The organism is Allobosea sp. LjRoot9 (assembly GCF_964252745.1).
In the GTDB taxonomy this organism is placed as follows: domain Bacteria; phylum Pseudomonadota; class Alphaproteobacteria; order Rhizobiales; family Beijerinckiaceae; genus Allobosea.
The window spans coordinates 282,777-308,512 of sequence record NZ_CAXUPC020000007.1; the positions used below are offsets into that span (position 1 = coordinate 282,777).

Here is a 25,736-nt window from a genome sequence, read left to right on the forward strand (position 1 = left end):
GACCCTCATCCGCCGATCAGGCACGATATGCGGGCTTCCAGGGAGATTTTCATGAGCTACCGCGCCCCGGTCGAGGACATCATCGCCACCTTGCGCCATGTCGCCGGCCTCGACGGGCTGATCGCGGAGGGCCTCGCGCCGGAGCTCGATGGCGGCCTCACTGATGCCGTGCTGGAAGAGGCGGCGAAATTCGCCGGAGACGTGATCGCCCCGCTCAACCGGATCGGCGACACCCATGGCTCGACCCTGAAGGACGGCGTCGTCACCACGCCGCCGGGCTGGAAGGAAGCCTACAAGGCCTGGGCGGAAGCCGGCTGGAACGCACTTCCGGGCCCGGAGATCTATGGCGGCCAGGCCCTGCCGACGCTGCTGCAATCGGCCTGCACCGAGATGTGGAACTCGGCCTCGCTTGCCTTCGCGCTTGGGCCGCTGCTGACGATCGGCGCAATCGAGGCCGTTCACGCCCATGGCTCCGACCATCTCAAGCAGACCTATCTGGCGAAACTCGTCTCGGGCGAGTGGATGGGCACGATGAACCTGACCGAGCCGCAGGCGGGCTCCGATCTGAATGCGTTGCGCTCCAAGGCCGAGCGCGCCGGCGACGGCACCTACCGCATCACCGGCCAGAAGATCTTCATCACTTATGGCGAGCACGGGATGACGGAGAACATCATCCATCTCGTCCTCGCGCGCCTGCCCGACGCCCCTCCCGGCACGCGCGGCATCTCGCTCTTCCTGGTGCCGAAATACCTCGTCAATGCCGATGGAACGCTTGGCGCCCATAACGACCTGCGCTGCTCCGGCATCGAGCACAAGCTCGGCATCCACGCCTCGCCGACCTGCTCCATGGCCTATGGCGATAAGGATGGCGCGATCGGCTGGCTGATCGGCGAGGAGAATCGCGGCCTCGCCTGCATGTTCACGATGATGAACAATGCCCGCCTCAACGTCGCGCTGCAGGGTGTCGCCATCGCCGAGCGCGCCTATCAGCAGGCGCTCGCCTTTGCCGGGGAGCGCCGCCAGGGTGCGGCGCTCGACGCGCCCAAGGGCTCGGCCATGAGCCCGATCATCGTGCATCCCGATGTGCGCCGCATGCTGCTGGACATGCGCGCCAAGACCCAGGCCGCCCGCGCCATCTCCTATATGGTCGCGGCCGCGCTCGATCGCAGCCATCGCGAGACCGACGAGGCCAGGCGCAAGGCAGCCAGCGAGCGCGCCGCGATCCTCACCCCCGTCGCCAAGGCCTATGCCACCGATATCGGCATCGATGTCGCCTCGACCGGCGTGCAGATCCATGGCGGCATGGGCTTCATCGAGGAGACCGGCGCAGCCCAGCATCTGCGCGATGCCCGCATCTGCACGATCTATGAGGGCACCAACGGCATCCAGGCGATCGACCTCGTGCTGCGCAAGCTGCCGCTCTCCGGCGGTGAGGCGGTCAAGGCGCTGATCAGCGAGATGCGCGGCGTGGTCGGCGAGGTCGAGGGCGCCAATACGCCGGGTTTTGGCCACAGCGCAGCCCGGCTGAAGGCCGCAGTCGACGCGCTGGAGCGCGCCACCGACTGGATGCTGGCGACGATGGGCGGCAAGCCGGGTGAGGCGCTCGCCGGTGCGACGCCCTATCTCAAGCTCTTCGCTTTGGCGCAGGGCGGCACCGGCCTCGCCAGGAAGGCACTCGCCATGCGCTCCGAGGAGAATGGCGCGGCGGCGGTCGCCACAGCCCGCTTCTTCGCCGAGCATGTCGTCACCGAAGCCCCGGCGCTGGAACTCGCGGTGACGGAAGGCGCTGGCGCGGTCGAGGACGCCGACGCGGTCTTCGCGGCGTGAGCGAAGCCCCGCGCGCGCTCGCAGGCCGCATCTGCCTTGTCGCGGGGGCCTCGCGCGGGCTTGGGCGCGGCATCGCCAGGGCGCTGGGCGAAGCCGGCGCGACGGTCATCGTCACCGGGCGTTCGAGCGAGGCTGGCCCGCGCACCGACCAGCGCCAGGAGACCTTCGAGGATACGGCGCGCGAGGTCGAGGCCGCCGGCGGCAAGGGCCATCCCTATCGCTGCGACCATATGCAGGAGCGCGAGGTCGATACGCTGGTCTCCTGGGCCTTGCGCCGCTTCGGCCGGCTCGACTGCGTGGTCGATGCCGTCTGGGGCGGCAATGAGGGCTATGACGGCGAGCGCTATCCCGATGGCTCGCAATTCGGCGCGCCGTTCTGGCGCAGGCCGGTGGCGCGGCTCGGCCAGAATTTCGAGAGCGGCGTCTATGCGCAGCTGCTGCTGGCGCGGGCGGTCGCGCCTGCCATGGTGCAGATGCGCAAAGGCCTGATCGTCACGGTCAGCTTCGACACGGCCGGCGGCTATCTCGGCGATGTCTTCTACGATCTTGCCAAGACGGCGATGAACCGTCTGACCCTGGCGATGGGCCATGAGCTCAAGCCTTTCGGCGTCACGGCGCTGGGCCTATCTCCCGGCCATGTCCTGACCGAGCGCGTCGCTGATGCCGGCATGGCGGAGGAGACGACCGAGAGCCCGCTCTATGCCGGCCGCGCGGTCGCGGCGCTTGCCGCTGATCCCGATGTCGCCCGCCATGCCGGCCAGGTGCTGCATGTCGCGGATCTCGCCCGCACCTATGGCTTCACCGATCGGGACGGCACGCAGCCGGACCGCTTCACCATTCCAGCCTGAGGGAGGTCAGTCATGTCGCTCAAGAACAAGACGCTGTTCATCACCGGCGGCTCGCGTGGCATCGGGCTCGCCATCGCGCTCAAGGCCGCGCGCGACGGCGCCAATGTCACCATCGCCGCCAAGACGGCCGAGCCGCATCCCAAGCTCGCGGGCACGATCTATACCGCCGCCGCCGAGATCGAGGCGGCCGGCGGGCAATGCCTGCCGCTGACGGTCGATGTCCGCGACGAGGCGAGCGTGGCCGGCGCCATCGCCAAGACGGCGGAGCGCTTCGGCGGCATCGATATCGTCGTGAACAATGCCAGCGCGATCTCGCTGACCAACACGCAGATGACCGATATGAAGCGCTTCGATCTGATGCAGCAGATCAATACGCGCGGCACCTTCATGGTCTCGAAATACGCGATTCCCCATCTGGAGAAGGCGCAGAACCCGCATATCCTGATGCTCTCACCGCCGCTCGACCTGGCGATGCGCTGGTTTGCGCCGCATCTGGCCTATTCGATCGCCAAATACGGCATGAGCCTGTGCGTGCTCGGCCTCGCCGGAGAGCTCGCGCCGAAGGGCATCGCGGTCAACGCGCTCTGGCCGCGCACGACGATCGCGACCGCGGCTGTGCAGAACCTGCTCGGCGGCGACAAGATGGTGCAGGCGAGCCGCACGCCGGAGATCCTCGCCGACGCCGCCCATCTGATCTTCGGCAAGACGGCGCGCGAGTTCTCGGGTCAGTTCCTGATCGACGACAGCTTCCTGGCCGCTGAGGGCGTCACCGACTTCACGCCCTATCGCGTCGACCCCTCCGTGCCCTTGATGCCCGACTTCTTCGTGCCGGCCGCGAGCAAGCCGCCCGAGGGCGTCAAGGGCGGGATGTGAAGGGCCCGCTCGGAAATACCAGCCCTCATCCTGAGGAGCCGCGAAGCGGCGTCTCGAAGGATGCTCCAGCCTGCGCCGGAGCCTCCTGGAGCATCCTTCGAGACGCCATTCCTCGCGGAATGGCTCCTCAGGATGAGGGCTGAGGGAATCTCAAGCAGACTCTAAGGGAATAGCGCGGCGGCTGTCATCGGTTTGACATGATGGGGCGCTTGGGGTTCTTGCGGCGCAGCAAAAGGCTCGCTCGCCGCAGCTGAAAGTCGCCTGCCATGCTCCTGATCCACAATGTCTGTCCCGATCACGGCGACCGCCTGATTCGCCGCATATTGACGACGGACGAGCCGATCCCGAAGGGCGCGGTCTGGATCGACCTGCTCAAGCCGACCGCGCTCGAGGACAAGAAGATCGAGGCCCATCTCGGCATCTCGATCCCGACCCGCGAGGAGATGCACGACCTCGAGCCCTCCGAGATCATCTATACCGAGAACGGCGCGCATTACATGACGGCGCGGGTCATCTGCCAGTCGGAGACCGATGTCCCCAAGCTCGCCGACGTCACCTTCATCCTGACCGAGGCGGCGCTGGTCACGGTGCGCTATGACGAGCCGGGCGCCTTCGGCATCTTCCTCAACCGCGCGACCAAGCCCGATGGCTGCGGCATGGAGCCCGCCGCCGTGCTGGAAGGGCTGATCGAGGCGATCGTCGATCGCGCCGCCGAGGTCCTGCGCGGCGTTGGCGACAGGATCGACGCCCGCTCGCGGCAGATTTTTGACGGCAAGAGCTCGGACGTCGAGCAGGGCGGGGCCTATCAGGCCGTGATCCGGAAGATCGGCCAGTACGAGCACCTCATCTCCAATGTGCGCGAGAGCATGGTCTCGGTGGAGCGCGTGCTTTTGTTCCTCTCGGCCAATTTCAAGCGTTCCAAGAAATCGGCCAGCGCGATCACGCCGGAATGGCGCTCGGCGATCCGCGACGTCCAGGCGATCGAGGAACACGCGACCTTCATCTCCAGCAAGCTGCAATTCATGCTCGATGCGACGCTCGGCCTCGTCGGGCTGGAGCAGAACAAGATCATCAAGCTGTTCTCGGTCGTCGCGGTGGTGCTGATGCCGCCGACCCTGATCGCCTCGATCTACGGTATGAATTTCAAGGCGATGCCGGAGCTCGAATGGGCCCATGGCTACCCGATGGCGCTGGCGATGATGGTCGTCTTCGCCATCCTGCCCTACCTGTTCTTCCGCTGGAAGAAGTGGCTGTAGCGCTCGCGGGCTTTCTCAGAAACGCGCGGCCGCCCGGGATGACGAAGCGGTTCCGAGGAACACCGCTGGGGGCTATCCGAGCACGCGCGCCATCACGGCCTTCAGACCGGCATCGCCCCGTTCCAGCCAGGCCGGTGTCGGCAGGCCCTTCGAGCGCAGGAAATCGGGGTTGAACAGCTTCGACTGATAGCGCGTGCCGTAGTCGGCGAGGATGGTCACGATGGTGTGGCCGGGCCCCATCTGCTTGCCCAGCCGGATCGCGCCGGCGACGTTGATGCCCGACGAGCCGCCCAGGCACAGGCCCTCATGCTCGAGCAGGTCGAAGACGACAGGCACCGCCTCGCTGTCGGGGATCTGGAAGGAGACGTCGATCGGTGCGCCCTCCAGGTTTTTGGTGATCCGGCCCTGGCCGATGCCCTCGGTGATCGAGGATCCCTCAGATTTGAGCTCGCCGGTGGTGTAGAAGGAATGCAGCGCAGCCCCGAGCGGATCGGCGAGGCCGATCGTGATCTTCGGGTTGAAGCCCTTCAGCGCGATGCCGACGCCGGCCAGCGTGCCGCCCGAGCCGACGGCGCAGATGAAGCCGTCGAGCTTGCCCTCCGTCTGCGCCCAGATCTCCGGGCCGGTCGTCTCGATATGGCCCTGGCGGTTGGCGGTATTGTCGAACTGGTTTGCCCAGATCGCGCCATTGGGCTCGGTCTTCGCCAGCTCTTCGGCGAGGCGGCCCGAGACCTTCACATAATTGTTGGGATTGACGTAGCCGACGGCCGGCACCTCGACCAGCGTCGCGCCGGCCAGCCGCAGCATGTCCTTCTTTTCCTGGCTCTGCGTCTCCGGGATCACGATCACCGAGCGGTAGCCGAGCGCATTGCCGACAAGCGCGATACCGATGCCGGTATTGCCCGCCGTGCCCTCGACGATGACGCCGCCTGGCCGCAGCGTGCCGCGCCGTTCGGCGTCGCGGATGATGGCGAGCGCCGCGCGGTCCTTGACCGACTGGCCGGGGTTCATGAATTCGGCCTTGCCGAGGATGGTGCAGCCGGTCTCGGCCGAGGCGCGCTTCAGTTTGATCAACGGCGTATTGCCGATCGCCTCGATGACACCGTCTCGAACGCTCATGTCGGAATTCCCTGTTGCCCCGCGACCTGATAGGCCAAAGCAACGCTCAGGTCACCACGGGCCGGCCCGCTCGGACAAGGTTGGAAGAATGCTCGCCGGAAAGAAGCCGCAGGAGAAGGAAAGCGCTGCCGCAGGGCTGGCGATGAACGAAACGCTCCTGATCGACCATCTCGGCCAGAAGGGCGACGGCGTCGCGAAGACGGCCAATGGGCCGGTCTTCGTGCCCTATGCGCTGCCGGGCGAGACCGTGCGCGTCGTCCGCGACGGCGATCGTGGCCAGCTCGTCGAGATCATCGCGCCGGCCGCATCCCGCATCGCTGCGATCTGCCCGCTCTTCACCCGCTGCGGCGGCTGCGCCGCCCAGCATATGGAAGAGGGTCTCTACCGGAGCTGGAAGCGCCAGCAGGTTGTCACCGCGCTCGAGCGCGCCGGTGTTGCGGTGCCGGTCGCCGAACTGGTCGACGCCCATGGCGCCGGCCGCCGCCGCGTCACCTTCCATGCCAGGCGCGAAGGCCTCGGCATGATGGTCGGCTTCATGGCGGCGCGCAGCCATGATCTCGTCGCGGTCGAGGCCTGCCCGGTCCTGGCGCCCGGCCTGGCGCGGGCCCCGGCTGTCGCGCAATTGCTGGCGAACCGGCTCGGCGGCTCCAACAAGCCGCTCGATTTGCAGATTACCGCCTCGGATACCGGGCTCGATGTCGATATTCGCGGCCATGGTCCGGCCGGCGACAAGCTCCGGCTTTCACTGACGGAAGCGGCCGAGCGGCTCGATCTGGCCAGGCTGTCCATGCATGGGGAGATCATCGTCGAACGCCGTTCCCCGCTCCAGAAAATGGGCAAGGCGATGGTGGCGCCGGCTCCGGGCGGCTTCCTGCAGGCGACCACTTTGGGTGAGGAGACGATCTCGGAGCTGGTCGTCGCTGCGCTGCCCAAGGCCAAGCGTGTCGCCGATCTTTTCGCCGGTTGCGGCCCCTTCAGCTTCCGCCTCGCCGAGAAGGCGCAGGTCCATGCCGTCGAGAGCGAGAAGGCGGCGATCCTGGCCCTGACGCGCGCGGCGGGCGCGACGCAAGGCCTCAAGCGGATCACCTCGGAAACCCGCGATCTGTTCCGGCGGCCCTTGCTGGAGCATGAACTGAACGCGTTCGACGCGGTGGTGCTCGATCCGCCGCGCGCCGGCGCGGAGGCGCAGGCGCGGCGTCTGGCGGCCTCGAAGGTTGCAAGCGTCGTCTATGTCTCCTGCGATGTCGGCAGCTTTGCCCGCGACGCCGCGATCCTGATCGCGGGGGGATATGCGCTGGAGGGCGTCACGCCCATCGACCAGTTCCGCTATTCAGCCCATATCGAACTCGTCGGCCTGTTCAGGCGCGCCGGCAAGCGTTGAAGCCTGGAGACCTCATGAGCAGCGAAATCCTGGATCAGATGTCGGCGATCGTCGGCGCGAAGAACGTCATCACCGACGCTGACGCGATGGTGCCTTATCTCAAGGAATGGCGCGATCTGTTCCGCGGCAAGGCGCAGGCCATCGTCCGGCCCGCCTCGACCGAAGAGGTCGTGGCGCTGGTCAAGCTTGCGGCTGCGACCGGGACGACGCTCGTGCCCCAGGGCGGCAATACCGGCCTCGTCGGCGGGCAGATCCCCGTGGCGGAAGGCCGCGAGATCATCCTCTCGCTACAGCGCATGGACAAGATCCGCGCCGTCGATCCCGACAGCGACACCATGACCGTCGAGGCCGGGCTGACGCTGCAGAAGGCGCAAGCTGCGGCCGAGGCGGCGGGCCGGCTCTTCCCGCTCTCGCTCGCCTCTGAGGGCAGCTGCACCATCGGCGGCAATCTCTCGACCAATGCCGGCGGCACGGCGGTGCTGGCCTATGGCAATGCCCGCGAGCTCTGCATGGGGCTCGAGGTCGTGCTCGCCGATGGCCGGGTCTGGAACGGGCTGCGGCAGCTCCGCAAGGACAATACCGGCTACGACCTGAAGAACCTCTTCATTGGGGCGGAAGGCACGCTCGGCATCATCACGGCAGCCGTTTTGAAGCTCTTCCCTCTGCCCGCCGCGCGCGCCACGGCCTTCCTCGCTGTGCCCTCGCCGGACGAGGCGCTGGCGCTGCTCAACGCCGCCAAGGCCGGCGCCGGCGGCACGCTGACGACCTTCGAGATCCTCTCGCGAACCGGGCTCGATTTCGTCCTGCGCCATGCCTCGGGCGCGCGCGACCCGCTCTCGGAGCCCTCGCCCTGGTATGTGCTGATGGAGGTCTGCGCCCAGTCGGCCAGCGGGCTCGACGAGGCGGTCGAGACCTTCCTCGGCGAGGCGCTGGAAAAGGGGCTGGTTACGGACGCCGCGCTCGCCGGCTCGCTCAACCAGCGCAATGATTTCTGGAAGCTGCGCGAGATGCTCTCCGAGGTGCAGACCTATGAGGGCGGCTCGATCAAGCACGACGTCTCGGTGCCGCTGCATGCGGTGCCCGCCTTCATCGCCCGCGCTTCGGAAGCCGTTGTGGCGATGGTCCCCGGCTGCCGCCCGGTGCCCTTCGGCCATATGGGCGACGGCAACATCCACTTCAACGTCAGCCAGCCGGTGGGCGCCGACAAGCAGGCCTTCATCGACCGCTGGAGCGAGGTCAACCAGGCCGTCCACGCCATCGTCAGCGAGATGCATGGCTCGATCTCGGCCGAGCACGGCATCGGCCGCCTCAAGCGCGACCTGCTGCCGGGTGTCAAGGATCCGGTCGAACTCGCCTTGATGAAGACGCTGAAGGCGACGCTGGATCCGCAAGGGATCCTGAACCCGGGCGCCGTGGTTTAGGGCGCCCTTTTTCCTTCTCCCCTCGCGGGAGAGGAAGCGCCTTTTCTTGCCGAGGCATGCGCGGGGAACCCTCTCCCTAGGGAGAGGGTTCCCCGCGCCCTTCTCGCCATGCTCGGGCTGACGCCGCTTTCTGAAAGGCGGCGGGGCTCCCCTCGACCATCCCGCTATTGCAAATCGGCAAACGCACCCTGTAGGCGTTCGACGGCTTCAGCGACGACGGCGCGCGGGGTTGCGAGGTTGAAGCGCAGGTAATTATCGCCGCCCAGCCCGAAGCTCGCGCCGTGGTTGGCGGCGATCCGGGCCTGCTTCTCGACGCGGGCGATGAATTCGGCCGGGGCCATGCCGGTCCCGCTGAAATCGACCCAGCCGAGATAGGTCGCTTCCAGCGCCATCGAGCTCAGGCCGGGAACGGCGCTGACGCCCTCGTCGAAGAGGCGCCGGTTGCCGTCGAGATAGGCGGCCAGCGCATCGACCCAGGCCGCGCCCTCGGGGCTGTAGGCGGCCGTCGCCATGGCCATGCCGAAGGAGTTCGGGGAGATGCCGAGCGCGTTCATCCGCGCCTGGAAGGGGCCGCGCAGCGCCTCATCGGGAATGATGACGTTGCCGATATGGCTGCCGGCGAGGTTGAAGGTCTTGGTCGTCGCCGTCATCATCACCAGCCGGTCCAAGATATCGGGCGCGGCGAGCGGCATGGCCGTATGGCGCTGCCCGGGCATGACCAGATCGTGGTGGATCTCGTCCGAGACGAGGATGAGGTCGTGGCGCTTGCAGAAATCGGCGATGGCGCGCAATTCGTCCGCTGTCCAGACGCGCCCGCCCGGATTATGGGGCGAGCACAGGATCAGCATGCGCTCGCTGCCGGTCATGCGCGCATCCCAGCCAGGGATGTCGAGGACATAGCGCCCATCCGCGAGCGCGAGCGGGCATTCGACCACGCGCCGGCCGGCTGCTGCAACGATGCGGGCGAAGGCGTGGTAGACCGGCGTCATCAGCACGATGCCGTCGCCGGGCTTGGTAAAGGCCTCGACGCAGAGCGCGGTGCCGTTGACCAGCCCATGGGTGGTGAAGATCGCCTGCGGCTCGACCTCCCAGCCATGGCGGTTTTTCATCCACCAGCGGATGGCGTCGCGATAGGCCCGGTCATCGCCGAAATAGCCGTAGACGCCGTGGCCGGCCATCGCCTCGACCGCCGCCTGCACGCAGGCCGGCGGCTGGAAATCCATATCGGCCACCCACATGGCGATACCGTCGGCGGCGGGGACGCCGAAATTCGCCTCCATCATGTCCCATTTCGCCGAATGCGTGCCGCGGCGGTCGATCAGCAAGTCAAAATTCGGCGTGGTCATGATGGATCCTGGAGAAGATTTTGTTCGGGTTTGTCGTGTCTGCGATTATAAAATTCTACGCAGGCGATAATGCGTAGACAGTTTATCTAGATGATGTGTGCGGAGTCACTGCCCGGCGGCTGAAGCGGACGGGGCGGGGGCATGTCGGCGACGCAGATCCGAGCAACTTAGGCCGAATTGACCCTTTTCTTGCCGAGACAAGCGCGGGGAACCCTCTCCCGTAGGGAGAGGGCAGGGTGAGGGGTCGGCCGTTTGACGCTGTGACTGTAACCTCACCGCTACTCCATCGTCATTGCGAGCGCAGCGAAGCAATCCAGGAGGGCTCGCTCTACGTCCCCTGGATTGCTTCGCTGCGCTCGCAATGACGGTTAGGTGGTCACTCAACTGGTCCAGGGGCCTACACCTCACCCCTGCCCCTCTCCTTACAGGAGAGGGGTTCCCCGCGTCCTTCTCGTCATGGTCAGGACAAGGGCGACTATGGCGGGGAGGTTGCTTGAGACCCGTAGCAGACCTCAGCCCCGCCGCCATAACCGGGTGCAGTAAAGCGCAAATCCTGCACAGCCTAACGCCAGTGCGGGAAGCATGAGCAGCACGAAAAAGAATCCCCAGACGGTCTGCACAGCATCTGGATTTTGCGCCAGATCAGACCCGGCAACATCATCGCGAAAGCTCTGATAGGTTGGCAAAACGACAAAGAAGCCACAAACGGTTACCCAGATGCCAACCAGCGGGAGGCCGATGAGAGCGATCAGCCACGGCTTGCCGAGAGGCTTCGCGGGCTGTTCAGTAAAAAAGCTCATGGAAACCTCCGCCGACAATCCTGCACGATGAGCGAGGCATGTCGATCTATCGCTCGCATAACCGTCGAGCGCAGACGATGTCCGCGTCCCGTCCAAAGCAGGAACCCTCAAGCCGCCGCCGCGACCCGCTCCACCTTGATGTCCTTCTCATGCGCTCGCGCCTTGGCGAGGTCGTGCGCGGCCTGCATCCGCAGCATCGTCTCGGCGCGCAGGCCGAAAGCCTTCTCGAAGCGGATCGCCATTTCGGCCGAGAGGCCGGCATGGCCGTTCAGCAGGTTGCTCATGGCCTGACGGGTCACGCCCAGCTTTTCGGCCGCGATGGTGACGCTGAGCCCATGCGGCGCGACGATCTCGGTCTTGAGCCATTCGCCGGGATGGACGGCAAAGCTCGGGTGAAGCTTGGTGGCCATCAGTGATAATCCTCCAGGTCCATGTCCTCGATCGCGAGAGCGTCATTGATGCGAAAGGTCATTCGCCAGTTCTTCGTCACGGTGAGCGACCAGATGCCGGCCCGATCGCCCGTCAGCATATGGGCTCCGTAGTTCGGCGGGGCTTTCAGCTCCTCCATGGTTTCGATCGCAGTCAGATAAGCCAGCATGTTCCGGAGCCGCCCGATGAGATTACCGGGTAGCCCCTTGGCGTTGCCTGTCTCCGCAAAATTCCGGAGCGCCTTATGCCTGATGCTCTCGATATCCACATGGATCAGGTAGTTCGAGGTGCGTCATGTGTCAAGTGTCGCTTGACGTCTGCCGACCCTCACACCGCCACCACATACCCGTCCCGCCGCGGATCGGCCGCACCGGTCAGCACCCCCGTCGCGGGATCGCGTGCCACCGCCTGCATGCCGCCGCAGCGCATTGTCCAGCCGACATCGAAGGCCTCGATCGCGTGGCCGCGCCGCTGCAGCTCGGCGATCGTCTCCGGCGCGATGCGGTTCTCGGCCTGGATGAAGCGGCCGTCCCAGAGCCTGGCGCGCGGCGCCTCGATCGCCTCCTGCAAGGGCAGGGCGAAGTCGAGATATTGCACCATCGCCTGGGCTTGCGTCTGCATGATGCCGTAGCTGCCGGGCGTGCCGAGCGCGAGCACCGGCTTGCCGTCCCGCGTCGAGATGCTCGGCGACATGCACATCGGCAGTTCCGAGCCGGCTTGGCAGCGGTTGGGGCTGCCGGTCTGGACGTCGGCCCAGTAGAGGAAGTTGTTGAGGCAAAGCCCCGTGCCCGGCACGACGATACCGCTGCCAAAGGGGGCGCCCAGGCTGTTGGTGATGCAGATCAGGTTGCCCTCGGCGTCGCCGACCGAAAACGAGGTGGTGTGGGCCGGGTCCTCGCTGTCCTGCGGCGTCCATTGCTCGGTCGGGCCGGTGATCGGTTTGCCGTCGCGCACGCGTGCTCGCAAGTGTTCGACGAAGGTGTCCGACAGGATCTCGGCGAGCTTTTCGGGCGAAGGGTTGTTGTGGGCGATGCGGATGCCGGCCGCGAGCCGGATGGCGCGGTAGACCAGATCGAGATGCTCCGGCCCGTCCTTGGCGAGGGCGCCGATCTCGAAGCCTTCAAGAATGCGCAGGGACAAAAGGAACTGGAAGGCCTCGCAGGTCGGCGGCGGCACATGGATGTCCAGGCCGCGATAGGAGGCGCTCAGCGGCTCGCGCCAGCGCGGGGCGACAGCAGCGAGATCGGCCATCGTCATGGTGCCGCCGAGCGAGGCGAGATGCGCGACGATGCGCTCGCCGAGCGCGCCGCGATAGAGATGCTCGGGGCCTTTCGCCGCGATCTCGGAGAGGGTGCGCGCGAGGTCCGGCTGGCGCAGCAGTGTGCCGAGCTTCACCGGGCCGCCATCGGGCAGATAGGCCTGGGCGAAGGCCGGATAGAGCTCGGGCCAGGCCTTGAGCAGCGGCGCCTGCTCGTTGAACTCGTCGACGCCGAACTCGGCGAGCGGGAAGCCGCCCTCGGCAAGCGCGATGGCGGGCGCCAGGATATCGCTGAGCGGCTTGCGGCCATATCTGCCGGCGATCTCGCACCAGCCGGCGAGATTGCCCGGCATGGCGACGGAGAGCGCGCCGCGTTCGAGATCGGAGCGCTTGCTGAAGCGCTCGGCCGGGAAGCTCGCCTGGATCGGCGGCACGAAATCGAGCACCCGGATGCGGCTCTCGGCCGCGACCCACATCGTCGCCGAGCCCATGCCGAACAGGCTCGACATGAAGGGCTCGACCACGTTGAGCGCCGCTGCCGTCGCTGCGATGGCATCAAAGGCGTTGCCGCCCTGGGCGAGCAGGCGCGCGCCGGCCTGCGCCGCCAGGGGGTGGGCGGCGGCGACCATGCCGTGGCGGGAGCTCATCGTCGGGCGGCGGCCATGCATACGCGTCATCCTCGCTTCGTCACTGCCGGCTATCGGCTAAACGATCAGATCACAATTCGCGCTTCAGAACAGGCTGCCTTGCCCCTCGTTTTCGGGGTTGCGGGTCGCCTTGCGCGCATGGCGCGCGGGGGCAGGGGCGGGCGCAACCGCCGAGGCGTCGAACGGCTCCTGGACCTGCGGGCCGTCATTGATGACCTTGTTCGCGGCGGTGCCGATGCGCACCATCTCCAGCAGGTCCTCCGAGGGCGGGCGCAGCAGCGTCGCGGCCTCGTCGGGCGTGGCGGCGGGGTCGAGCCAGGCGTCGTAATCCCGGGGATCGAGGATCACCGGGCAGCGGTCATGGATCGCCGACATCAAGCCGTTGGCCGGGCCATTGACCAGGGCGACGGTGTCGATCTCCGAGCCGTCGGGCGAATGCCAGGTCTCCCAGAGCGCCGCAAAAGCGAACAGGCCGCGATCGGGCCGGCGGAACAGAAAGGCGTGGTTCTCCGATTGGCGGCCCTGGCCGGTGCGGTGCCATTCATAGAAGCCGTCGGCCGGCATCAGGCAGCGCCGGCGGATGAAGGCCGCGCGGAAGGAGGGCTTTTCGCGCGCGCTCTCGCCTCGGACATTGATCACCAGCGGGAAGCTCTTCACATCCTTGACCCAGCCGGGGATGAAGCCCCAGCGCATCAGGATGAACTGGCGCACGCCCCCGTCCAGCCGCACCACGGGCACGGGCTGCGTCGGCGCGATGTTGTAGCGCGGCGGGAAGTTCGGCCGCTCGCCATAGGCGAAGAGCTTCTGCATCGCCTCGGGAGGCAGGGTGATGGCGTAGCGTCCGCACATGGGGTGACAGATGTGGCGAGTGCGGCGGGCACGATCAACACTTTATTTGTCTTTGAACACGCATAGTCCCCGCATTCTCGGGGCTCTTGATGACCGTCTCTGCGATGCGAGCGCCGGCTGCTGCCGAGGATGACGTACCGGACATAGCGGCCGGACCCCATCTGTCGACCGACTATCTCAACCGCTACGGCGAAGCGCTGATGCTGATCGAGATGACGCTGATGGATCTCGGCATCCTCGACGATCTCAAGGATTGGCGCATCGTCGATTATCGCGGGCATTTCGAAGCGTCGCAATTGCGCTGCGCCGCTTCGGCGCTCTTGGCCTATGAGGCTCTCAGTCCCGCGCGCAGACAGGCCTTCGAAGAGCTCTGCCGCGCCATGAACCGGCTGATCGCGACGGTGACGGCGCTGCTCGGAGATCTCCGCGACGAACAGGAGGCATCGATCGTCGTCGAGGTCGCCAGCGAAGCGCTGCGCAGCCTGATCGGCCGCGCGACCCGGTTCATCAATGCCAACGGGCAGATCGATCTCGGCGGCATTGAGGCTCACGGCCTGCAGAGCGAGATCGACGCGCTGTTCGGGCGCTGAGCAGGTTCCGCAAATCTGCCTGGAGTTCAGCCCGGCCGTTTCGCGCCGATCAGGAATTCGCGGTTGCCGTCGCCACCCTCGATCGGGGAGGGGGTGAGCCCCAGGATCGCGAAGCCGAGCCCTTCCAGCGTGGCGGTGATCTCGGCGCAGACGCGCTCATGCACGGCCTCGTCGCGCACGACGCCCTTTTTCAGTGCCGCCCGGCCGGCCTCGAATTGCGGCTTGATCAAGGCCGCGATCCCGGCCTCGGGAGCCAGCAGCGCCGCGACCGCGGGCAGGACGAGCTTGAGCGAGATGAAGCTGACATCGATCGCTGCCAGTGAAGGTGGTTCTGGCAGGTCCGAGGGCGCGAGCTTGCGCACATCCTGCCCCTCCAGGCTGCGCACGCGGGGGTGCTCGCGCAGCGAGGCGTGGAACTGTTCGCGGCCGACATCGACGGCGGTGACATGGGCGGCGCCACGCTTCAGCAGGACGTCGGTGAAGCCGCCGGTCGAGGCGCCGACATCGAGGCAGACACGGCCTTTGGGGTCGAAGCCGAAGGCGTCGAGCGCGGCTGCGAGCTTGAGGCCGCCGCGCGAGACGTAAGGATGGGGCGCCTCCGCCGTGACCTGCGCATTCGAGGCCAGCATCACTGATGCCTTGCGGACGACCGCGCCGTCCGCCGTGACGAGCCCTGCTGCGATGGCGGCCTGCGCCCGCGCCCGGCTCTCGAAGATGCCGCGCTCGACGAGCAACTGGTCGGCCCGGGTCTTCATGACGGCGCGCGAAACGCGCTCAGGCCCGCTTGATCGCGCTCGGGACGCCGAGCGCGCCTTCGACGGTGCGCACGATGCCCGCCGCGTCGAGCCCAGCCTGGGCGTACATCGCCTCGGGCTTGTTCTGATCCTGGAAGATGTCGGGCAGGGTCAGGGTCCGGACCTTGAGCCCGCCATCGAGCATGCCGCTGCGCGCCAAGAGATGCAGCACATGGCTGCCGAAGCCGCCGATCGAGCCTTCCTCGACCGTGACCAGGATCTCATGCTCGCGGGCGAGCCGCAGGATCAGCTCCTCGTCGAGCGGTTTTGCGAAGCGCGCATCGACGACGCTGGTCGAAAGCCCGCGCTGGCCGAGCTGCTCGGCCGCGATCAGGCATTCCGCCAGCCTTGTGCCGAGCGAGAGCAACGCGACACGCGTACCCTCGCGCACCGTGCGGCCGCGGCCGATCTCCAGAGGTACACCGATCTGCGGGATCTCGACGCCGACGCCCTCGCCGCGCGGATAGCGCAGGGCGATCGGCCCTTCGTCGAAGGCGGCTGCCGTGGCGACCATATGGGTCAGTTCGGCCTCATCCGCGGCAGCCATCACCACCATGTCGGGCAGGCAGGCGAGATAGGCGATGTCGAAAGCGCCCGCATGGGTCGCGCCATCGGCGCCGACGAGCCCGGCACGGTCGAGCGCGAAGCGCACCGGCAGCTTCTGGATCGCGACGTCATGCACGACCTGATCATAGGCGCGCTGCAGGAAGGTCGAATAGATCGCGCAGAACGGCTTGTAGCCTTCCGTGGCGAGCCCGGCCGCGAAGGTGACCGCATGCTGCTCGGCAATGCCGACATCGAAGGTCCGGCCGGGGAATTCCTTGCCGAAGGCGTCGAGCCCGGTGCCGGACGGCATGGCGGCGGTCACGGCGACGATCTTGTCGTCCTCGCGCGCGGCCTTGATCAGCGCGGTGCCGAAGACGGAGGTGTAGCTCGGCGCATTGGCCGGGGCCTTGGCCTGCTGGCCCGTGACCGGATCGAACTTGACCACGGCATGATACTTGTCGGGTGTGGCCTCGGCCGGAGCGTAGCCCTTGCCCTTCTGCGTCACGACGTGGACGAGAATCGGGCCGTTGCCCGCGTCACGCACATTGCGCAGCACGGGCAGGAGATGGTCGAGATTATGCCCGTCGATCGGCCCGACATAGTAGAAGCCGAGTTCCTCGAACAGCGTGCCGCCGGTCCAGAACCCGCGCGCATATTCTTCCGTGCGCTTGGCCTTGTCGTGGAAGAAGCGCGGCAGCCGCTCGGCCAGATGCTTGGCGACCTCGCGCAGCGAGCGATAAGTCCGGCCCGAGACGAGCCTGGCGAGATAGGCCGACATCGCCCCCACTGGCGGGGCGATCGACATGTCGTTGTCGTTCAGGATGACGACGAGGCGCGAGCCGAGCGCGCCGGCATTGTTCATCGCCTCATAGGCCATGCCGGCCGACATCGCGCCGTCACCGATCACGGCGATGACATTGTTGGGCTTGCCCGCGAGATCGCGCGCCACCGCCATGCCGAGCCCGGCCGAGATCGAGGTCGAGGAATGCGCCGCGCCGAAGGGATCGTATTCGCTCTCGGAGCGCTTGGTGAAGCCGGACAGGCCGCCGGGCTGGCGCAGCGTGCGGATGCGCTCGCGCCGGCCGGTCAGGATCTTGTGCGGATAGGCCTGGTGGCCGACATCCCAGATCAGCCGGTCGTCCGGCGTATTGAAGACGTGATGCAGCGCGACCGTGAGCTCGACCACGCCAAGCCCCGCGCCGAGATGGCCGCCGGTGACGGAGACCGCGTCGATCGTCTCCAGCCGCAACTCATCGGCGAGCTGGCGCAATTCGCTCTCGGGGAGCTTGCGCAGATCCTGAGGCGTCTGAACGCGGTCGAGCAACGGGGTGAAGGGGCGCTTGGTCACGGGTCTCGGTCTATCGCATCGGCATGGATCGACACAAGGGCGTCGGGGCGCGGCAGATATGCACTTGCGGAGGTTGGTACCCGGGCCTTGCCCGAATGCCGCTGGCCTGCAAATTGCGATAACTGGGTTCGAACTTCCCCTGCGAGAGCCGCCACTCAAGGAGACGACATGCCGGAAAGCCGTTTTCATTGGTCATCGATCGCAGCCTTCACCCGTTGGAAACCGGCCTTGCGCGGCGCGCTCGCCGGCATCGGCTGCGCTCTGCTCGTTCCGCAAGCGGCCACGGCCCAGACTTTGCGCATCGCGATGACCGCTTCGGACATCCCGACCACGACCGGCATGCCCAATAACGGCTTCGAAGGCATGCGCTTCCTCGGCTATCCGGTTTTCGAGAGCCTGGTGCTCTGGGACCTGACCACGACGGATCGGCTGGCGCCGCTGCGCCCGGGCCTGGCCGAGCGCTGGGAGCAGTCGCCCGACGACCCCAAGACCTGGATCTTCCATCTGCGCCGCGGCGTGACCTTCCATGACGGCACCGCCTTCGATGCCGATGCGGTGATCTGGAACCTGGAGCGCTATTTCAACAAGGACGCCCCGCAATTCGAACCGCCGGCGGCCGGCATCGTGCGGGCGCGCGCGCCGATCACGACCGGCTACCGCAAGCTCGACGCCATGACGGTGGCGATCACCACCGCGAGCCCGGCCTCCTATTATCCCTATATGGCGGCGCTGATCCTGCTCTCCTCGCCGGCCTCCTTCGAAAAGGCGGGGCGCGACTGGGCCAAGGTCGGGCTGGTCGGGTCGGCCGGAACCGGGCCTTTCCGGATCGGCAGCGTCGCCCCGCGCGAGCGGGTCGAGCTGATCCGCAATGACGGCTATTGGGATGCAGCCAAAAAGGCCAAGCTCGAGAAGGTCGTGCTGCAGCCGATCCCGGAGGCGAATGCGCGGCTTGCCGCCCTGCGCACCGGCCAGGTCGACTGGATCGAGGTGCCGCCCGCCGACGGCATCCCCTCGCTGAAGCAGGCCGGCTTCTCGATCGTCACCGGCTCCTACCCGCATGTCTGGCCGTGGTTCTACAGCATCGGCGCGACCAACAGCCCCTTCAAGGAGGTGAAGGTCCGCCAGGCGCTGAACTACTGCATCGACCGCGCCGGCATCGTCGAACTGCTCAACGGCACGGCCGAGCCGGCGGTCGGCTGGCTCAAGGCGAGCGATCCGGATTTCGGCAAGCCGGTGAACCGCTATGGCTTCGACCCCGCCAAGGGCAAGGCCCTGCTGGCGGAGGCCGGCTACACCGCGCAGAAGCCGCTCTCCTTCAAGGTGATGATCTCGACCTCGGGCTCCGGCCAGATGTCGCCGCTGCCGATGAACGAGTTCCTGCAGGCCAATCTCAAGGAGGCCTGCGGCGTCAATGTCGAGTTCGTCGTCTCGGAATGGCAGGTGCTGTTGAACAATATGCGCGCCTTGCCGGACGCGCCCGCCCTGAACGGTTCGCTGAGCCTGAACATCAGCTCGCCCTCCTCGGATGTCGCGGTGATGGCGCGCTATTTCGCGGCCGCCGGCGCGCCGCCCAACGGCTTCAACTTCGCGCAGTGGAAGGACGATGCCTTCGAGGCGGCCTTCGCGAAGCTGGCCGCCACGAACGATCCGAAGGTGGTCGCCGAGCAGACCGCCATCGCCCATGAGCGGCTCGTCGATAATCCGCCCTGGCTCTACATCGTGCACGATCTCAACCCGCGCGCGATGTCGGGCAAGGTCAAGGGGTTCGTCTCGCCGCAATCCTGGTTCGTCGACCTGACCCTCGTGAGCATGCAGTGATCCCATGAACGACGCCTCGCGCCACCTCACCGACCTCGCCTTCCTGCCGGCCCATGTGCTGGCCCGTGAGATCGCCGCCAAAAGAGTGTCGCCCGTCGATGTCGTCGATGCGTTCCTGAAGCGCATCGACAAGTTCGAGCCGAAACTTCAGTCCTTCGTCGCCGTCTACGGCATGGACGCCAGGCTCGCGGCGGAGGGCGCTGACAAGGCGATCCGCTCGGGCCATGCCGTCGGCCCGCTCCATGGCGTGCCGGTGGCGCTGAAGGATCTGATCGAGCTGGAAGGCCGCATCACCACCGGCGGCTCGGCGCACTGGCGCACGCGCCGCTCGACCGTGACCGCGACGATCGCCAGGCGCATGATCGCGCAGGGCATGATCGTGCTCGGCAAGACCCATACCGTCGAGTTCGCCTTCGGCGGCTGGGGCACCAACCAGCATATGGGCACGCCCTGGAACCCCTGGGATCCCGGACATGCGCGCACGCCCGGCGGCTCCAGCAACGGCTCGGGCGTAGCGGTGGCGGCAAGGCTCGCGCCTTGGGCGATCGGCACCGACACCGGCGGCTCGGTCCGCCTGCCGGCGTCCTTCTGCGGCCTGACCGGTCTCAAGCTCACCATCGGCCGGGCCTCGACCCATGGCATCCTGCCGCTCTCGACCTCGCTCGACACGCCGGGCCCGATGGCGCGCGATGTCGAGGATGCGGCGCTGCTCTACAATGTGCTGCAGGGGCCCGATCCGCTCGATCCCAATACGCGCGGCATCCTGCCCGTCGATCCGCTGCCGAGCCTGAAGCGCGGCGTGCGGGGCCTGCGGCTCGGGCGGATGCCAGCCTCCGAGCGCGCGGGCTGCGCGGAGGAGGTGCTGTCGGCCTATGACCGCTCGCTCGAGACGCTGGCCGGGCTTGGCGCCGAGATCGTCGATGTCGTGCTGCCCTTCACCTTCAGCGATTTTACCAGGGCGCAGGCGATCCTGGAGGCGGAGGCCTATTTCAACGACGGCGCGATGGCGGACGATGCCGGCGTGGTGATGGACGATGCCGTCAGGGCCCGCGTGCTCGTCGGGGCCAGGGTCTCGGCCCAGGACTATCTCGCCACCAAGCGCCAGCAGGTCGAGTGCAAGGCCCTGATGGCGGCGGCGATGGCGGGCGTCGATGCGCTGCTGACGCCGAGCACGGCGATGGCGGCGATCAGGCTCGACGAGGTCGATCAGGACCTGATGCCTTCGCGCTTCACCCGCTTCGGCAATTTCATGGAGATGTGTGCGCTGTCGCTGCCCAACGGCTTCACCGCCAGCGGCCTGCCGCTCTCCTTGCAGATCTGCTGCCCGGGCTATGAGGAAGCGATGGCGCTGCGCATCGGCTATGCGCTGCAGCAGGCGACGGACTACCACAAGCGCGTGCCGGCGATGGTGGCGTAGGAGGCGCAAACCTCTCCGTCATTCCGGGGCAGGCCGATTATCCGCGGAACCGCCCCGTCATCCCGGACAAGCTGCGAAGCAGCGCCGATCCGGGATCCATGGAGGGCCAATCCTTTGACGGGCTTGGCTCTACGATGGATCCCGGATCTTCGCTTCGCTACGTCCGGGATGACGGCGCGTTTCTGAGCCACGACGATATCCTCTGGTAGGGGAAAGACGACAGGAAACGGGTGGGTTCGGCCCCGGCGATGGGCGAGTTTGCGGTCTCCCGCAGGCAGGAATCGCCCCATGTCGTCACCCGTCCCGATCGCTCTTCTCCTCGCCGGCGTCTCCTCGCAATTCGCCGATAAGCTGGCGCTCGACACGATCTCGCTGGCCGCGACGCAAGGCGGAGCGAGCCCGCGCCTGGTCGGCCTGCTGGTGGCAGCGCAATCGGCGGCCTGGTTGCTGGTCTCGCTGCCGGCCGGCGTCTTCGCCGACCGGATCGCGCCGCGCAGCCTTGTCATGCTCGGCGGCGGGCTGATGCTGGCGGGCTCGCTGATGGGGGCAGGGTTGCTGGCGCTGGGCCTGGTCGGATGGCCCCTGGGCCTCTCGACCTTCATCGCGGCTTCGGGGCCGGTGGTGATCGCGCTGTCGATCTTCGTGCTGCTGCCGCGCATGGTCGCGGTGTCGACATTGCCGCGCGCCAATGGCCGGCTCGAACTCGGCCGCGCCTGCTTCAGTTTGGCCGCCCCGCTGATCGCCGGCTGGGCGGTGGCGCATGGCATGGGCGCGCTCGGCCTTGTCCTATGCGCGCTGGCAGGCCTCGTCGTGCTCGTCGCCGCCACGCGCCTGCCGGGAGACCGTCCGCCCGCCCAGCCGCGCCAGCCGCTGCATCGCGCCATCGCCGAGGGCGGCGCTTTTGTGGCGCGCCATCCTTACCTCAGGCCGATCGCGCTCTGCGCCATCGGCTGGAACATGGCCTTCTTCGCCTTCCTCGCGATCGTCACGCCTTATGCAGCCCGCGTCCTGCTGCTGGCGCCCGAGACGATCGGCCTTGCCTCCTCCGTCTATGGTGCGGGGCTGATCGTGGGCGCGCTCAGCGGCCCCGTTCTGATCGCAAGACTGCCGACCGGCCTCCTGCTCGTCTTCGGTCCGGCTTCGTCGCTGCTCGGAGCGGGGTTGCTCGCGCTTGCCCCGGCTTCGCTCGGCTGGCCGGTGCTGGCGCTCGCCTTCTTCCTGTTCGGCTTCGGGCCGATCCTCTGGTTCATCACCCAGACCAGCTTGCGCCAGGCAGTGACGCCGCAGGCCCTGCTCGGCCGCGTCAGCGCGACGCTCACCACGGCGATGTACGGCATGCGGCCGGTGGGGGCGCTGGCGGGAGGTCTCGCTGGCGAATGGCTCGGCCTGCAGACGGCGATGCTGCTGCCGGTTGGGCTCTTCGGGCTCTCGACGCTGGCGATCCTGGCGTCGCGGATGCCCGGGCTCAGGGCCATGCCGGAGGGCGAAATCGCCCCCACCGCAAACAAGGGCTGGCTTGCGGTCCGTTCATGAGCGGGCGGGGCGCGCCGCCAGCAGCACGCCCGCGACGATGATCGCGATCGAAACCCCTTCCACCGCCGCCGGTATCTCGCCCAGGAATAGGATGGCGAGGAGCGAGGCGGCGACCGGCACCAGCGCGATCATCGCAGCCGCGGCCGAGGAGCCCAGCAAGGCCACGCCGCGATTGAAGCTGATCAGCGCGACGCTGCTCATCAGTACGCCCTGATAGAAGCCCTGGACCGCGATCTCTGCGGTCGGGGCCTGTCCGAGGCGGCTGATGCCGAGGACGAGATAGACCGGCACGAAGATCACGGCCGACCAGAAGCAGATCAGCGCCGCCGACTGGATCGCGTTCAGGCCGCTGCGGCGCAGGAGCAGTGTGTAGCTGGCCCACATCGCTGCAGCCAGAACCAGAAGGCCGAGCCCGAGCAGGCTCGGCGCGGCCTGCCCGCCATTCGCGGTCAGGACGAGGCCGCCAAGCCCGGCGGCGATGGCGGCATAGCCGGCGAGCCGGATCGTGCCGGGGCGCTCGCGCAGCAGCACCCAGCCCAGCAAGCCGGCAAAGACCGGCATCAGCGCCGGCGTAACCGAGGCGGCGCGGGCGGCCGAGGTCATCTGCACGCCGAGTGCGACCAGAATGGCGAAGGGAGCGCCCCAGAGCAGCGCGAAGACGAAGCCATTGCGCCAGGCTCGGGGCGGCAAGCCGCGCAGCAGCACCGGCGCGAGCAGGAGCGCACCGATGCCGTAGCGCAGCGCGGTCAGGTCCCAGACGCTGAGGATGCGGGTGACGCTGAAACGCGTGACGACGAACCAGCCGGAAAATATCGAGACGCTGAGCCCGGCCCAGAGAAAGCCGCGCAGCCTCAATGAGCCCGGGTTGGGCGTGAGCAAATCACGTTGCATAGGCATGGTGGCTTTCGAGGGGCGCGCGGGGTGGCTGCAGCCTGAGCTTCCCCCGGAGCGTTTTCGAGCGAAGTGGACACCGGTTCCCCTGCGACAAACGCGAAGCGTTTGCGCGGAGAAAACGCGTCAAAACAAAAAAGCTGGAGCTGTTGACGATCCAATCGGATCGGAAACAACTCTAGCCCTCGGGCAGCGGAATGAATTCGGTCTCGTCTCCGGGCACGGTGTCGAAGCGGCCGGCCTTCCATTCCGCCTTGGCTTGGTCGATGCGCTCCTTCGAGGAGGAGACGAAGTTCCACCAGATATGGCGCGGCCCATCCATCGGTTCGCCGCCGACGATCATCAGGCGGGTCTGGTCGACGCCGAGGATCGAGATGCGGTCGCCGGGCTTGAAGATCAGCAATTGGCCGGCGCCGAACTCGTCGCCGGCGATGTCGACCTTGCCCGTCACGATATAGATCGCGCGCTCGTCATAATCGGGGTCGAGCGGCAGGATCGCGCCGGGCGAGAGCACGGCCTCGGCATAGAGCGCCTCCCAGGGGAATTTCACCGGCGAGGTCTGGCCATAGGCTGAGCCCATGATCAGGCTGATGCGCTTTCCGCCCTCGACGATGCGCGGCAATTCGGGCGCGGCGTGATGGATGAACTCCGGCGCGTTCTCCTCATGCGTCTTGGGCAAGGCGAGCCAGGCCTGGATGCCGTAGAGGCGCGGGCCGCTGGCGCGCGCCTCGAGGCCGGTGCGCTCGGAATGGACGATGCCGCGCCCGGCCGTCATCAGATTGACGGCGCCGGGCTTGATGGCGAGCGCAGTGCCGAGCGAGTCGCGATGCATGATCTCGCCGTCGAAGAGATAGGTCACCGTGGAGAGCCCGATATGCGGGTGCGGGCGCACGTCGAGCCCCTCGCCGAGATGGAACTCGGCCGGGCCCATCTGGTCGAAGAAGATGAAAGGGCCGACCATCTTGCGCCCGATCGAGGGCAGGGCCCGCCTGACCGAGAAGCCGCCGAGATCGCGTGCGCGCGGCACGATCACTTGCTCGATCGCCTGGCACGAGCGGGCATCGCCCGGGACGGGATCTTCGTCGGGTAGCTGGGACATGAGCATGGCTCCTTGCTTCACCTGAATCTGACGGGATTGAGCGGCCCCGGCAAGAGCGTTGGGAGCTGGGCAGCCCGGCGCGCTCAGGCTGCCTCGCCCCGTGACGCAGGGGCGGCAAGCCGCCCGAGCCGCGTGACATAGTGCTCGGCTGCTGCCTGCAGCGCCTCGTCATCGGCCTTGTGCGCATTGTAGATCAGGAAGGGCTCGGCCCAGGCGAGGTCACAGCGATGGGCGGTGGCCCTGAGCGGCTTCAGAAGGTCCCGCAGCGGGAATAGGTTGGCACCGTCCGGCGCATAGGCTTGGCAGGTGTTGCCCGCGGTGGCGACGACCAGCAGCGGCTTGCCGGAGAGTTTCGCACCCTCCGTTTCATAGGCGATGTAGAACATCCGCGTCAGAACGGCGTCCTGCCAGGTCTTGAGTAGCGGAGGCGTCGCGTACCATTGCACCGGGAACTGGAAGACGATGCTGTCGGCGGCGATGAGGCGCGCGACCTCGACATCGGCGTTTACCCGGCCATCCGGATAAAGCGCCTCCATGTCGGCGATCTCGACGTCCGGCAGCGGGCGGGCGGCCTCGACGAGCGCCCGGTTGGCGCGCGATTGCGCATAGCGGGGGTGGAACAGCAGGATCAGGGTCTTGGGCATGGCAACCTCCTTTGCGGTGACAGGAGGGTGCTGCGCGCCAGAAAATCATTCCAATGGATGATTCATATATCGTATCATTCACCTCATGAATTTACGCGCCGTCGATCTCAACCTGCTCGTCATCCTCGACGCGCTGCTCGATGAGGCTCATGTCTCGCGGGCGGCGGAGCGTCTCGGCCTGTCGCAGCCGGCGGCATCGAGCGCACTCGAGCGCTGCCGCCAGCTCTTCGGCGACAGGCTGCTGGAGCGCGGCACCGGTGGCATGGTGCTGACGCCGAAGGCCCAGGCGCTGGCGCAGCCGGTCAAGGATGTGCTGGCCGGCATGGCGGCGCTGCTGTGGCAGCAGGAGCCCGACCTGTCGACCATCCGGCAGACGGTGCGGATCGTCATGGCCGATCATCCCGCCGTCGCGATCGCTCCGGCGCTACAGGCGCATCTGGTGAAGACGGCGCCTGGTATCACGCTCGCCATCATGCCCTGGCATGGCGCAAGCGCCGCGCTTGAAGGGTTGGCACGGGGCGCGATCGATCTCGCAGTCTCGGTCTTTCCGACAGTCGAGGCCGATTTCACGCGCAAGGAGCTGCTGCGCGAGACCTATCGCGTCGCGATGCGCAAGGGTCACCCGGCGGCCGCCGATTTCGCTCTCGATCGTTGGCTGGCCTATCCGCATGTCCTGGTCTCGGGGCGCGGCGAGACCCATGGCGCGCTGGACGAAGCCCTGGCGCGGCTCGGCCGCGCGCGCCATGTCGGCATGGTCGTGCCGAGCTTCCTGATGGTGCCGCCGCTGCTCGCGGGCTCGGACATGATCGCGCTGCTGCCGAGCCGCTGCCTGCCGCTCTCCGGCCGGGAGAGCCTCATCGCATTGCCGCCGCCGATCGCGGTCGAGGGCTTCCCGCTGCACATCGCCTGGCACAGGCGCCGCGCCCGCGATCCTGCGGTCCAGCATGTCGGGCGATTAGTGGAGGAGCTGGTCGTTGGTCTGCCGACAGGGGCCGGCGCCGG

23 protein-coding genes are annotated in these 25,736 nt (G+C 67.3%); 11 read left to right on the forward strand and 12 right to left on the reverse strand.

Going from position 1 to position 25,736, the window contains the following annotated elements:
- Positions 1-51: 51 nt before the first annotated feature.
- From ACSQ3P_RS24230 to ACSQ3P_RS24245, 4 genes are all read left to right on the forward strand, one after another.
- Positions 52-1,827 (forward strand): acyl-CoA dehydrogenase, encoded by a 1,776-nt coding sequence (locus ACSQ3P_RS24230; RefSeq protein WP_436168016.1) that lies wholly within the window; start codon positions 52-54, stop codon positions 1,825-1,827.
- Positions 1,824-2,675 (forward strand): SDR family NAD(P)-dependent oxidoreductase, encoded by an 852-nt coding sequence (locus ACSQ3P_RS24235; protein WP_436168017.1) that lies wholly within the window; start codon positions 1,824-1,826, stop codon positions 2,673-2,675. The genes ACSQ3P_RS24230 and ACSQ3P_RS24235 overlap by 4 nt, the downstream gene beginning before the upstream one ends.
- A gap of 12 nt (positions 2,676-2,687) precedes the next feature.
- Positions 2,688-3,548 carry an SDR family oxidoreductase gene (locus tag ACSQ3P_RS24240; RefSeq protein WP_436168018.1) on the forward strand — a complete coding sequence of 287 codons (861 nt, stop codon included), beginning with the start codon at positions 2,688-2,690 and terminating at the stop codon, positions 3,546-3,548.
- 266 nt (positions 3,549-3,814) lie between these two features.
- A complete protein-coding gene (locus ACSQ3P_RS24245; protein WP_436168019.1) occupies positions 3,815-4,804 on the forward strand; it encodes a magnesium transporter CorA family protein in 990 nt (329 codons plus the stop codon).
- Between the two features lie 72 nt (positions 4,805-4,876).
- On the opposite strand, the gene ACSQ3P_RS24250 is transcribed toward ACSQ3P_RS24245, so the two are convergent.
- Positions 4,877-5,923, reverse strand: coding sequence for a cysteine synthase A (locus ACSQ3P_RS24250; protein ID WP_436168020.1), 1,047 nt, complete (start codon positions 5,921-5,923; stop codon positions 4,877-4,879).
- A gap of 88 nt (positions 5,924-6,011) precedes the next feature.
- Between ACSQ3P_RS24250 and ACSQ3P_RS24255 the strand changes: the two genes are divergently transcribed.
- Together ACSQ3P_RS24255 and ACSQ3P_RS24260 are read left to right on the forward strand one after the other, a co-directional pair.
- Positions 6,012-7,304 carry a class I SAM-dependent RNA methyltransferase gene (locus tag ACSQ3P_RS24255; protein ID WP_436168021.1) on the forward strand — a complete coding sequence of 431 codons (1,293 nt, stop codon included), beginning with the start codon at positions 6,012-6,014 and terminating at the stop codon, positions 7,302-7,304.
- A 14-nt stretch (positions 7,305-7,318) separates the two neighbouring features.
- Complete coding sequence (locus ACSQ3P_RS24260; protein WP_436168022.1) at positions 7,319-8,725, forward strand: FAD-binding oxidoreductase; 1,407 nt, start codon at positions 7,319-7,321, stop codon at positions 8,723-8,725.
- Positions 8,726-8,889: 164 nt separating this feature from the next.
- Here ACSQ3P_RS24260 and ACSQ3P_RS24265 read toward each other — a convergent pair whose 3' ends face one another.
- From ACSQ3P_RS24265 to ACSQ3P_RS24290, 6 genes are all read right to left on the reverse strand, one after another.
- Positions 8,890-10,071 (reverse strand): MalY/PatB family protein, encoded by a 1,182-nt coding sequence (locus tag ACSQ3P_RS24265; protein ID WP_436168023.1) that lies wholly within the window; start codon positions 10,069-10,071, stop codon positions 8,890-8,892.
- A 512-nt stretch (positions 10,072-10,583) separates the two neighbouring features.
- Positions 10,584-10,871, reverse strand: coding sequence for a hypothetical protein (locus ACSQ3P_RS24270; protein WP_436168024.1), 288 nt, complete (start codon positions 10,869-10,871; stop codon positions 10,584-10,586).
- 107 nt (positions 10,872-10,978) lie between these two features.
- Positions 10,979-11,281 carry a HigA family addiction module antitoxin gene (locus ACSQ3P_RS24275; RefSeq protein WP_436168025.1) on the reverse strand — a complete coding sequence of 101 codons (303 nt, stop codon included), beginning with the start codon at positions 11,279-11,281 and terminating at the stop codon, positions 10,979-10,981.
- Positions 11,281-11,568: a type II toxin-antitoxin system RelE/ParE family toxin gene (locus ACSQ3P_RS24280; RefSeq protein WP_436168026.1), complete on the reverse strand. Its 288-nt coding sequence runs from the start codon at positions 11,566-11,568 to the stop codon at positions 11,281-11,283. The genes ACSQ3P_RS24275 and ACSQ3P_RS24280 overlap by 1 nt, the downstream gene beginning before the upstream one ends.
- A gap of 59 nt (positions 11,569-11,627) precedes the next feature.
- A complete protein-coding gene (locus tag ACSQ3P_RS24285; protein WP_436168027.1) occupies positions 11,628-13,235 on the reverse strand; it encodes a gamma-glutamyltransferase family protein in 1,608 nt (535 codons plus the stop codon).
- 54 nt (positions 13,236-13,289) lie between these two features.
- Complete coding sequence (locus ACSQ3P_RS24290) at positions 13,290-14,054, reverse strand: SOS response-associated peptidase (RefSeq protein WP_436168028.1); 765 nt, start codon at positions 14,052-14,054, stop codon at positions 13,290-13,292.
- An 89-nt stretch (positions 14,055-14,143) separates the two neighbouring features.
- On the opposite strand from ACSQ3P_RS24290, the gene ACSQ3P_RS24295 reads away from it, so the two are divergent.
- Complete coding sequence (locus ACSQ3P_RS24295) at positions 14,144-14,644, forward strand: hypothetical protein (RefSeq protein WP_436168029.1); 501 nt, start codon at positions 14,144-14,146, stop codon at positions 14,642-14,644.
- A gap of 26 nt (positions 14,645-14,670) precedes the next feature.
- On the opposite strand, the gene ACSQ3P_RS24300 is transcribed toward ACSQ3P_RS24295, so the two are convergent.
- Together ACSQ3P_RS24300 and dxs are read right to left on the reverse strand one after the other, a co-directional pair.
- Entirely contained in the window at positions 14,671-15,399 is a 729-nt protein-coding gene (locus tag ACSQ3P_RS24300; protein WP_436168030.1) for a TlyA family RNA methyltransferase, read from the reverse strand.
- Between the two features lie 19 nt (positions 15,400-15,418).
- Positions 15,419-17,332 (reverse strand): 1-deoxy-D-xylulose-5-phosphate synthase, encoded by a 1,914-nt coding sequence (gene dxs, locus ACSQ3P_RS24305; RefSeq protein ID WP_436168031.1) that lies wholly within the window; start codon positions 17,330-17,332, stop codon positions 15,419-15,421.
- A 168-nt stretch (positions 17,333-17,500) separates the two neighbouring features.
- On the opposite strand from dxs, the gene ACSQ3P_RS24310 reads away from it, so the two are divergent.
- The 3 genes from ACSQ3P_RS24310 (at position 17,501) to ACSQ3P_RS24320 (ending at position 22,100) form a co-directional block, all read left to right on the forward strand.
- Positions 17,501-19,150 (forward strand): ABC transporter substrate-binding protein, encoded by a 1,650-nt coding sequence (locus ACSQ3P_RS24310; protein WP_436168032.1) that lies wholly within the window; start codon positions 17,501-17,503, stop codon positions 19,148-19,150.
- A 4-nt stretch (positions 19,151-19,154) separates the two neighbouring features.
- Positions 19,155-20,567, forward strand: coding sequence for an amidase (locus ACSQ3P_RS24315; RefSeq protein WP_436168033.1), 1,413 nt, complete (start codon positions 19,155-19,157; stop codon positions 20,565-20,567).
- 288 nt (positions 20,568-20,855) lie between these two features.
- Positions 20,856-22,100 (forward strand): MFS transporter, encoded by a 1,245-nt coding sequence (locus ACSQ3P_RS24320; protein WP_436168034.1) that lies wholly within the window; start codon positions 20,856-20,858, stop codon positions 22,098-22,100.
- On the opposite strand, the gene ACSQ3P_RS24325 is transcribed toward ACSQ3P_RS24320, so the two are convergent.
- From ACSQ3P_RS24325 to ACSQ3P_RS24335, 3 genes are all read right to left on the reverse strand, one after another.
- Positions 22,095-22,997, reverse strand: a complete 903-nt coding sequence (locus ACSQ3P_RS24325) for a DMT family transporter (protein WP_436168035.1) — start codon at positions 22,995-22,997, stop codon at positions 22,095-22,097. The two genes, ACSQ3P_RS24320 and ACSQ3P_RS24325, sit on opposite strands and share 6 nt — an antisense overlap.
- A gap of 172 nt (positions 22,998-23,169) precedes the next feature.
- Positions 23,170-24,090 carry a pirin family protein gene (locus ACSQ3P_RS24330; protein WP_436168036.1) on the reverse strand — a complete coding sequence of 307 codons (921 nt, stop codon included), beginning with the start codon at positions 24,088-24,090 and terminating at the stop codon, positions 23,170-23,172.
- Between the two features lie 83 nt (positions 24,091-24,173).
- A complete protein-coding gene (locus ACSQ3P_RS24335; RefSeq protein ID WP_436168037.1) occupies positions 24,174-24,734 on the reverse strand; it encodes an NAD(P)H-dependent oxidoreductase in 561 nt (186 codons plus the stop codon).
- 85 nt (positions 24,735-24,819) lie between these two features.
- On the opposite strand from ACSQ3P_RS24335, the gene ACSQ3P_RS24340 reads away from it, so the two are divergent.
- A partial coding sequence (locus ACSQ3P_RS24340; RefSeq protein WP_436168038.1) for a LysR family transcriptional regulator occupies positions 24,820-25,736 on the forward strand: 917 nt, incomplete at its 3' end.

Bases quoted from the DNA above. Each gene is read 5' to 3' on its own strand.
- ACSQ3P_RS24230 (WP_436168016.1), top strand. From the start codon at position 52: ATGAGCTACCGCGCCCCGGTCGAGGACATCATCGCCACCTTGCGCCAT.
- ACSQ3P_RS24240 (WP_436168018.1), top strand. From the start codon at position 2,688: ATGTCGCTCAAGAACAAGACGCTGTTCATCACCGGCGGCTCGCGTGGC.
- ACSQ3P_RS24245 (WP_436168019.1), top strand. From the start codon at position 3,815: ATGCTCCTGATCCACAATGTCTGTCCCGATCACGGCGACCGCCTGATT.
- ACSQ3P_RS24250 (WP_436168020.1), bottom strand. From the start codon at position 5,923: ATGAGCGTTCGAGACGGTGTCATCGAGGCGATCGGCAATACGCCGTTG.
- ACSQ3P_RS24255 (WP_436168021.1), top strand. From the start codon at position 6,012: ATGCTCGCCGGAAAGAAGCCGCAGGAGAAGGAAAGCGCTGCCGCAGGG.
- ACSQ3P_RS24260 (WP_436168022.1), top strand. From the start codon at position 7,319: ATGAGCAGCGAAATCCTGGATCAGATGTCGGCGATCGTCGGCGCGAAG.
- ACSQ3P_RS24265 (WP_436168023.1), bottom strand. From the start codon at position 10,071: ATGACCACGCCGAATTTTGACTTGCTGATCGACCGCCGCGGCACGCAT.
- ACSQ3P_RS24270 (WP_436168024.1), bottom strand. From the start codon at position 10,871: ATGAGCTTTTTTACTGAACAGCCCGCGAAGCCTCTCGGCAAGCCGTGG.
- ACSQ3P_RS24275 (WP_436168025.1), bottom strand. From the start codon at position 11,281: ATGGCCACCAAGCTTCACCCGAGCTTTGCCGTCCATCCCGGCGAATGG.
- ACSQ3P_RS24285 (WP_436168027.1), bottom strand. From the start codon at position 13,235: ATGACGCGTATGCATGGCCGCCGCCCGACGATGAGCTCCCGCCACGGC.
- ACSQ3P_RS24290 (WP_436168028.1), bottom strand. From the start codon at position 14,054: ATGTGCGGACGCTACGCCATCACCCTGCCTCCCGAGGCGATGCAGAAG.
- ACSQ3P_RS24295 (WP_436168029.1), top strand. From the start codon at position 14,144: ATGACCGTCTCTGCGATGCGAGCGCCGGCTGCTGCCGAGGATGACGTA.
- ACSQ3P_RS24300 (WP_436168030.1), bottom strand. From the start codon at position 15,399: ATGAAGACCCGGGCCGACCAGTTGCTCGTCGAGCGCGGCATCTTCGAG.
- ACSQ3P_RS24310 (WP_436168032.1), top strand. From the start codon at position 17,501: ATGCCGGAAAGCCGTTTTCATTGGTCATCGATCGCAGCCTTCACCCGT.
- ACSQ3P_RS24315 (WP_436168033.1), top strand. From the start codon at position 19,155: ATGAACGACGCCTCGCGCCACCTCACCGACCTCGCCTTCCTGCCGGCC.
- ACSQ3P_RS24320 (WP_436168034.1), top strand. From the start codon at position 20,856: ATGTCGTCACCCGTCCCGATCGCTCTTCTCCTCGCCGGCGTCTCCTCG.
- ACSQ3P_RS24325 (WP_436168035.1), bottom strand. From the start codon at position 22,997: ATGCCTATGCAACGTGATTTGCTCACGCCCAACCCGGGCTCATTGAGG.
- ACSQ3P_RS24330 (WP_436168036.1), bottom strand. From the start codon at position 24,090: ATGTCCCAGCTACCCGACGAAGATCCCGTCCCGGGCGATGCCCGCTCG.
- ACSQ3P_RS24335 (WP_436168037.1), bottom strand. From the start codon at position 24,734: ATGCCCAAGACCCTGATCCTGCTGTTCCACCCCCGCTATGCGCAATCG.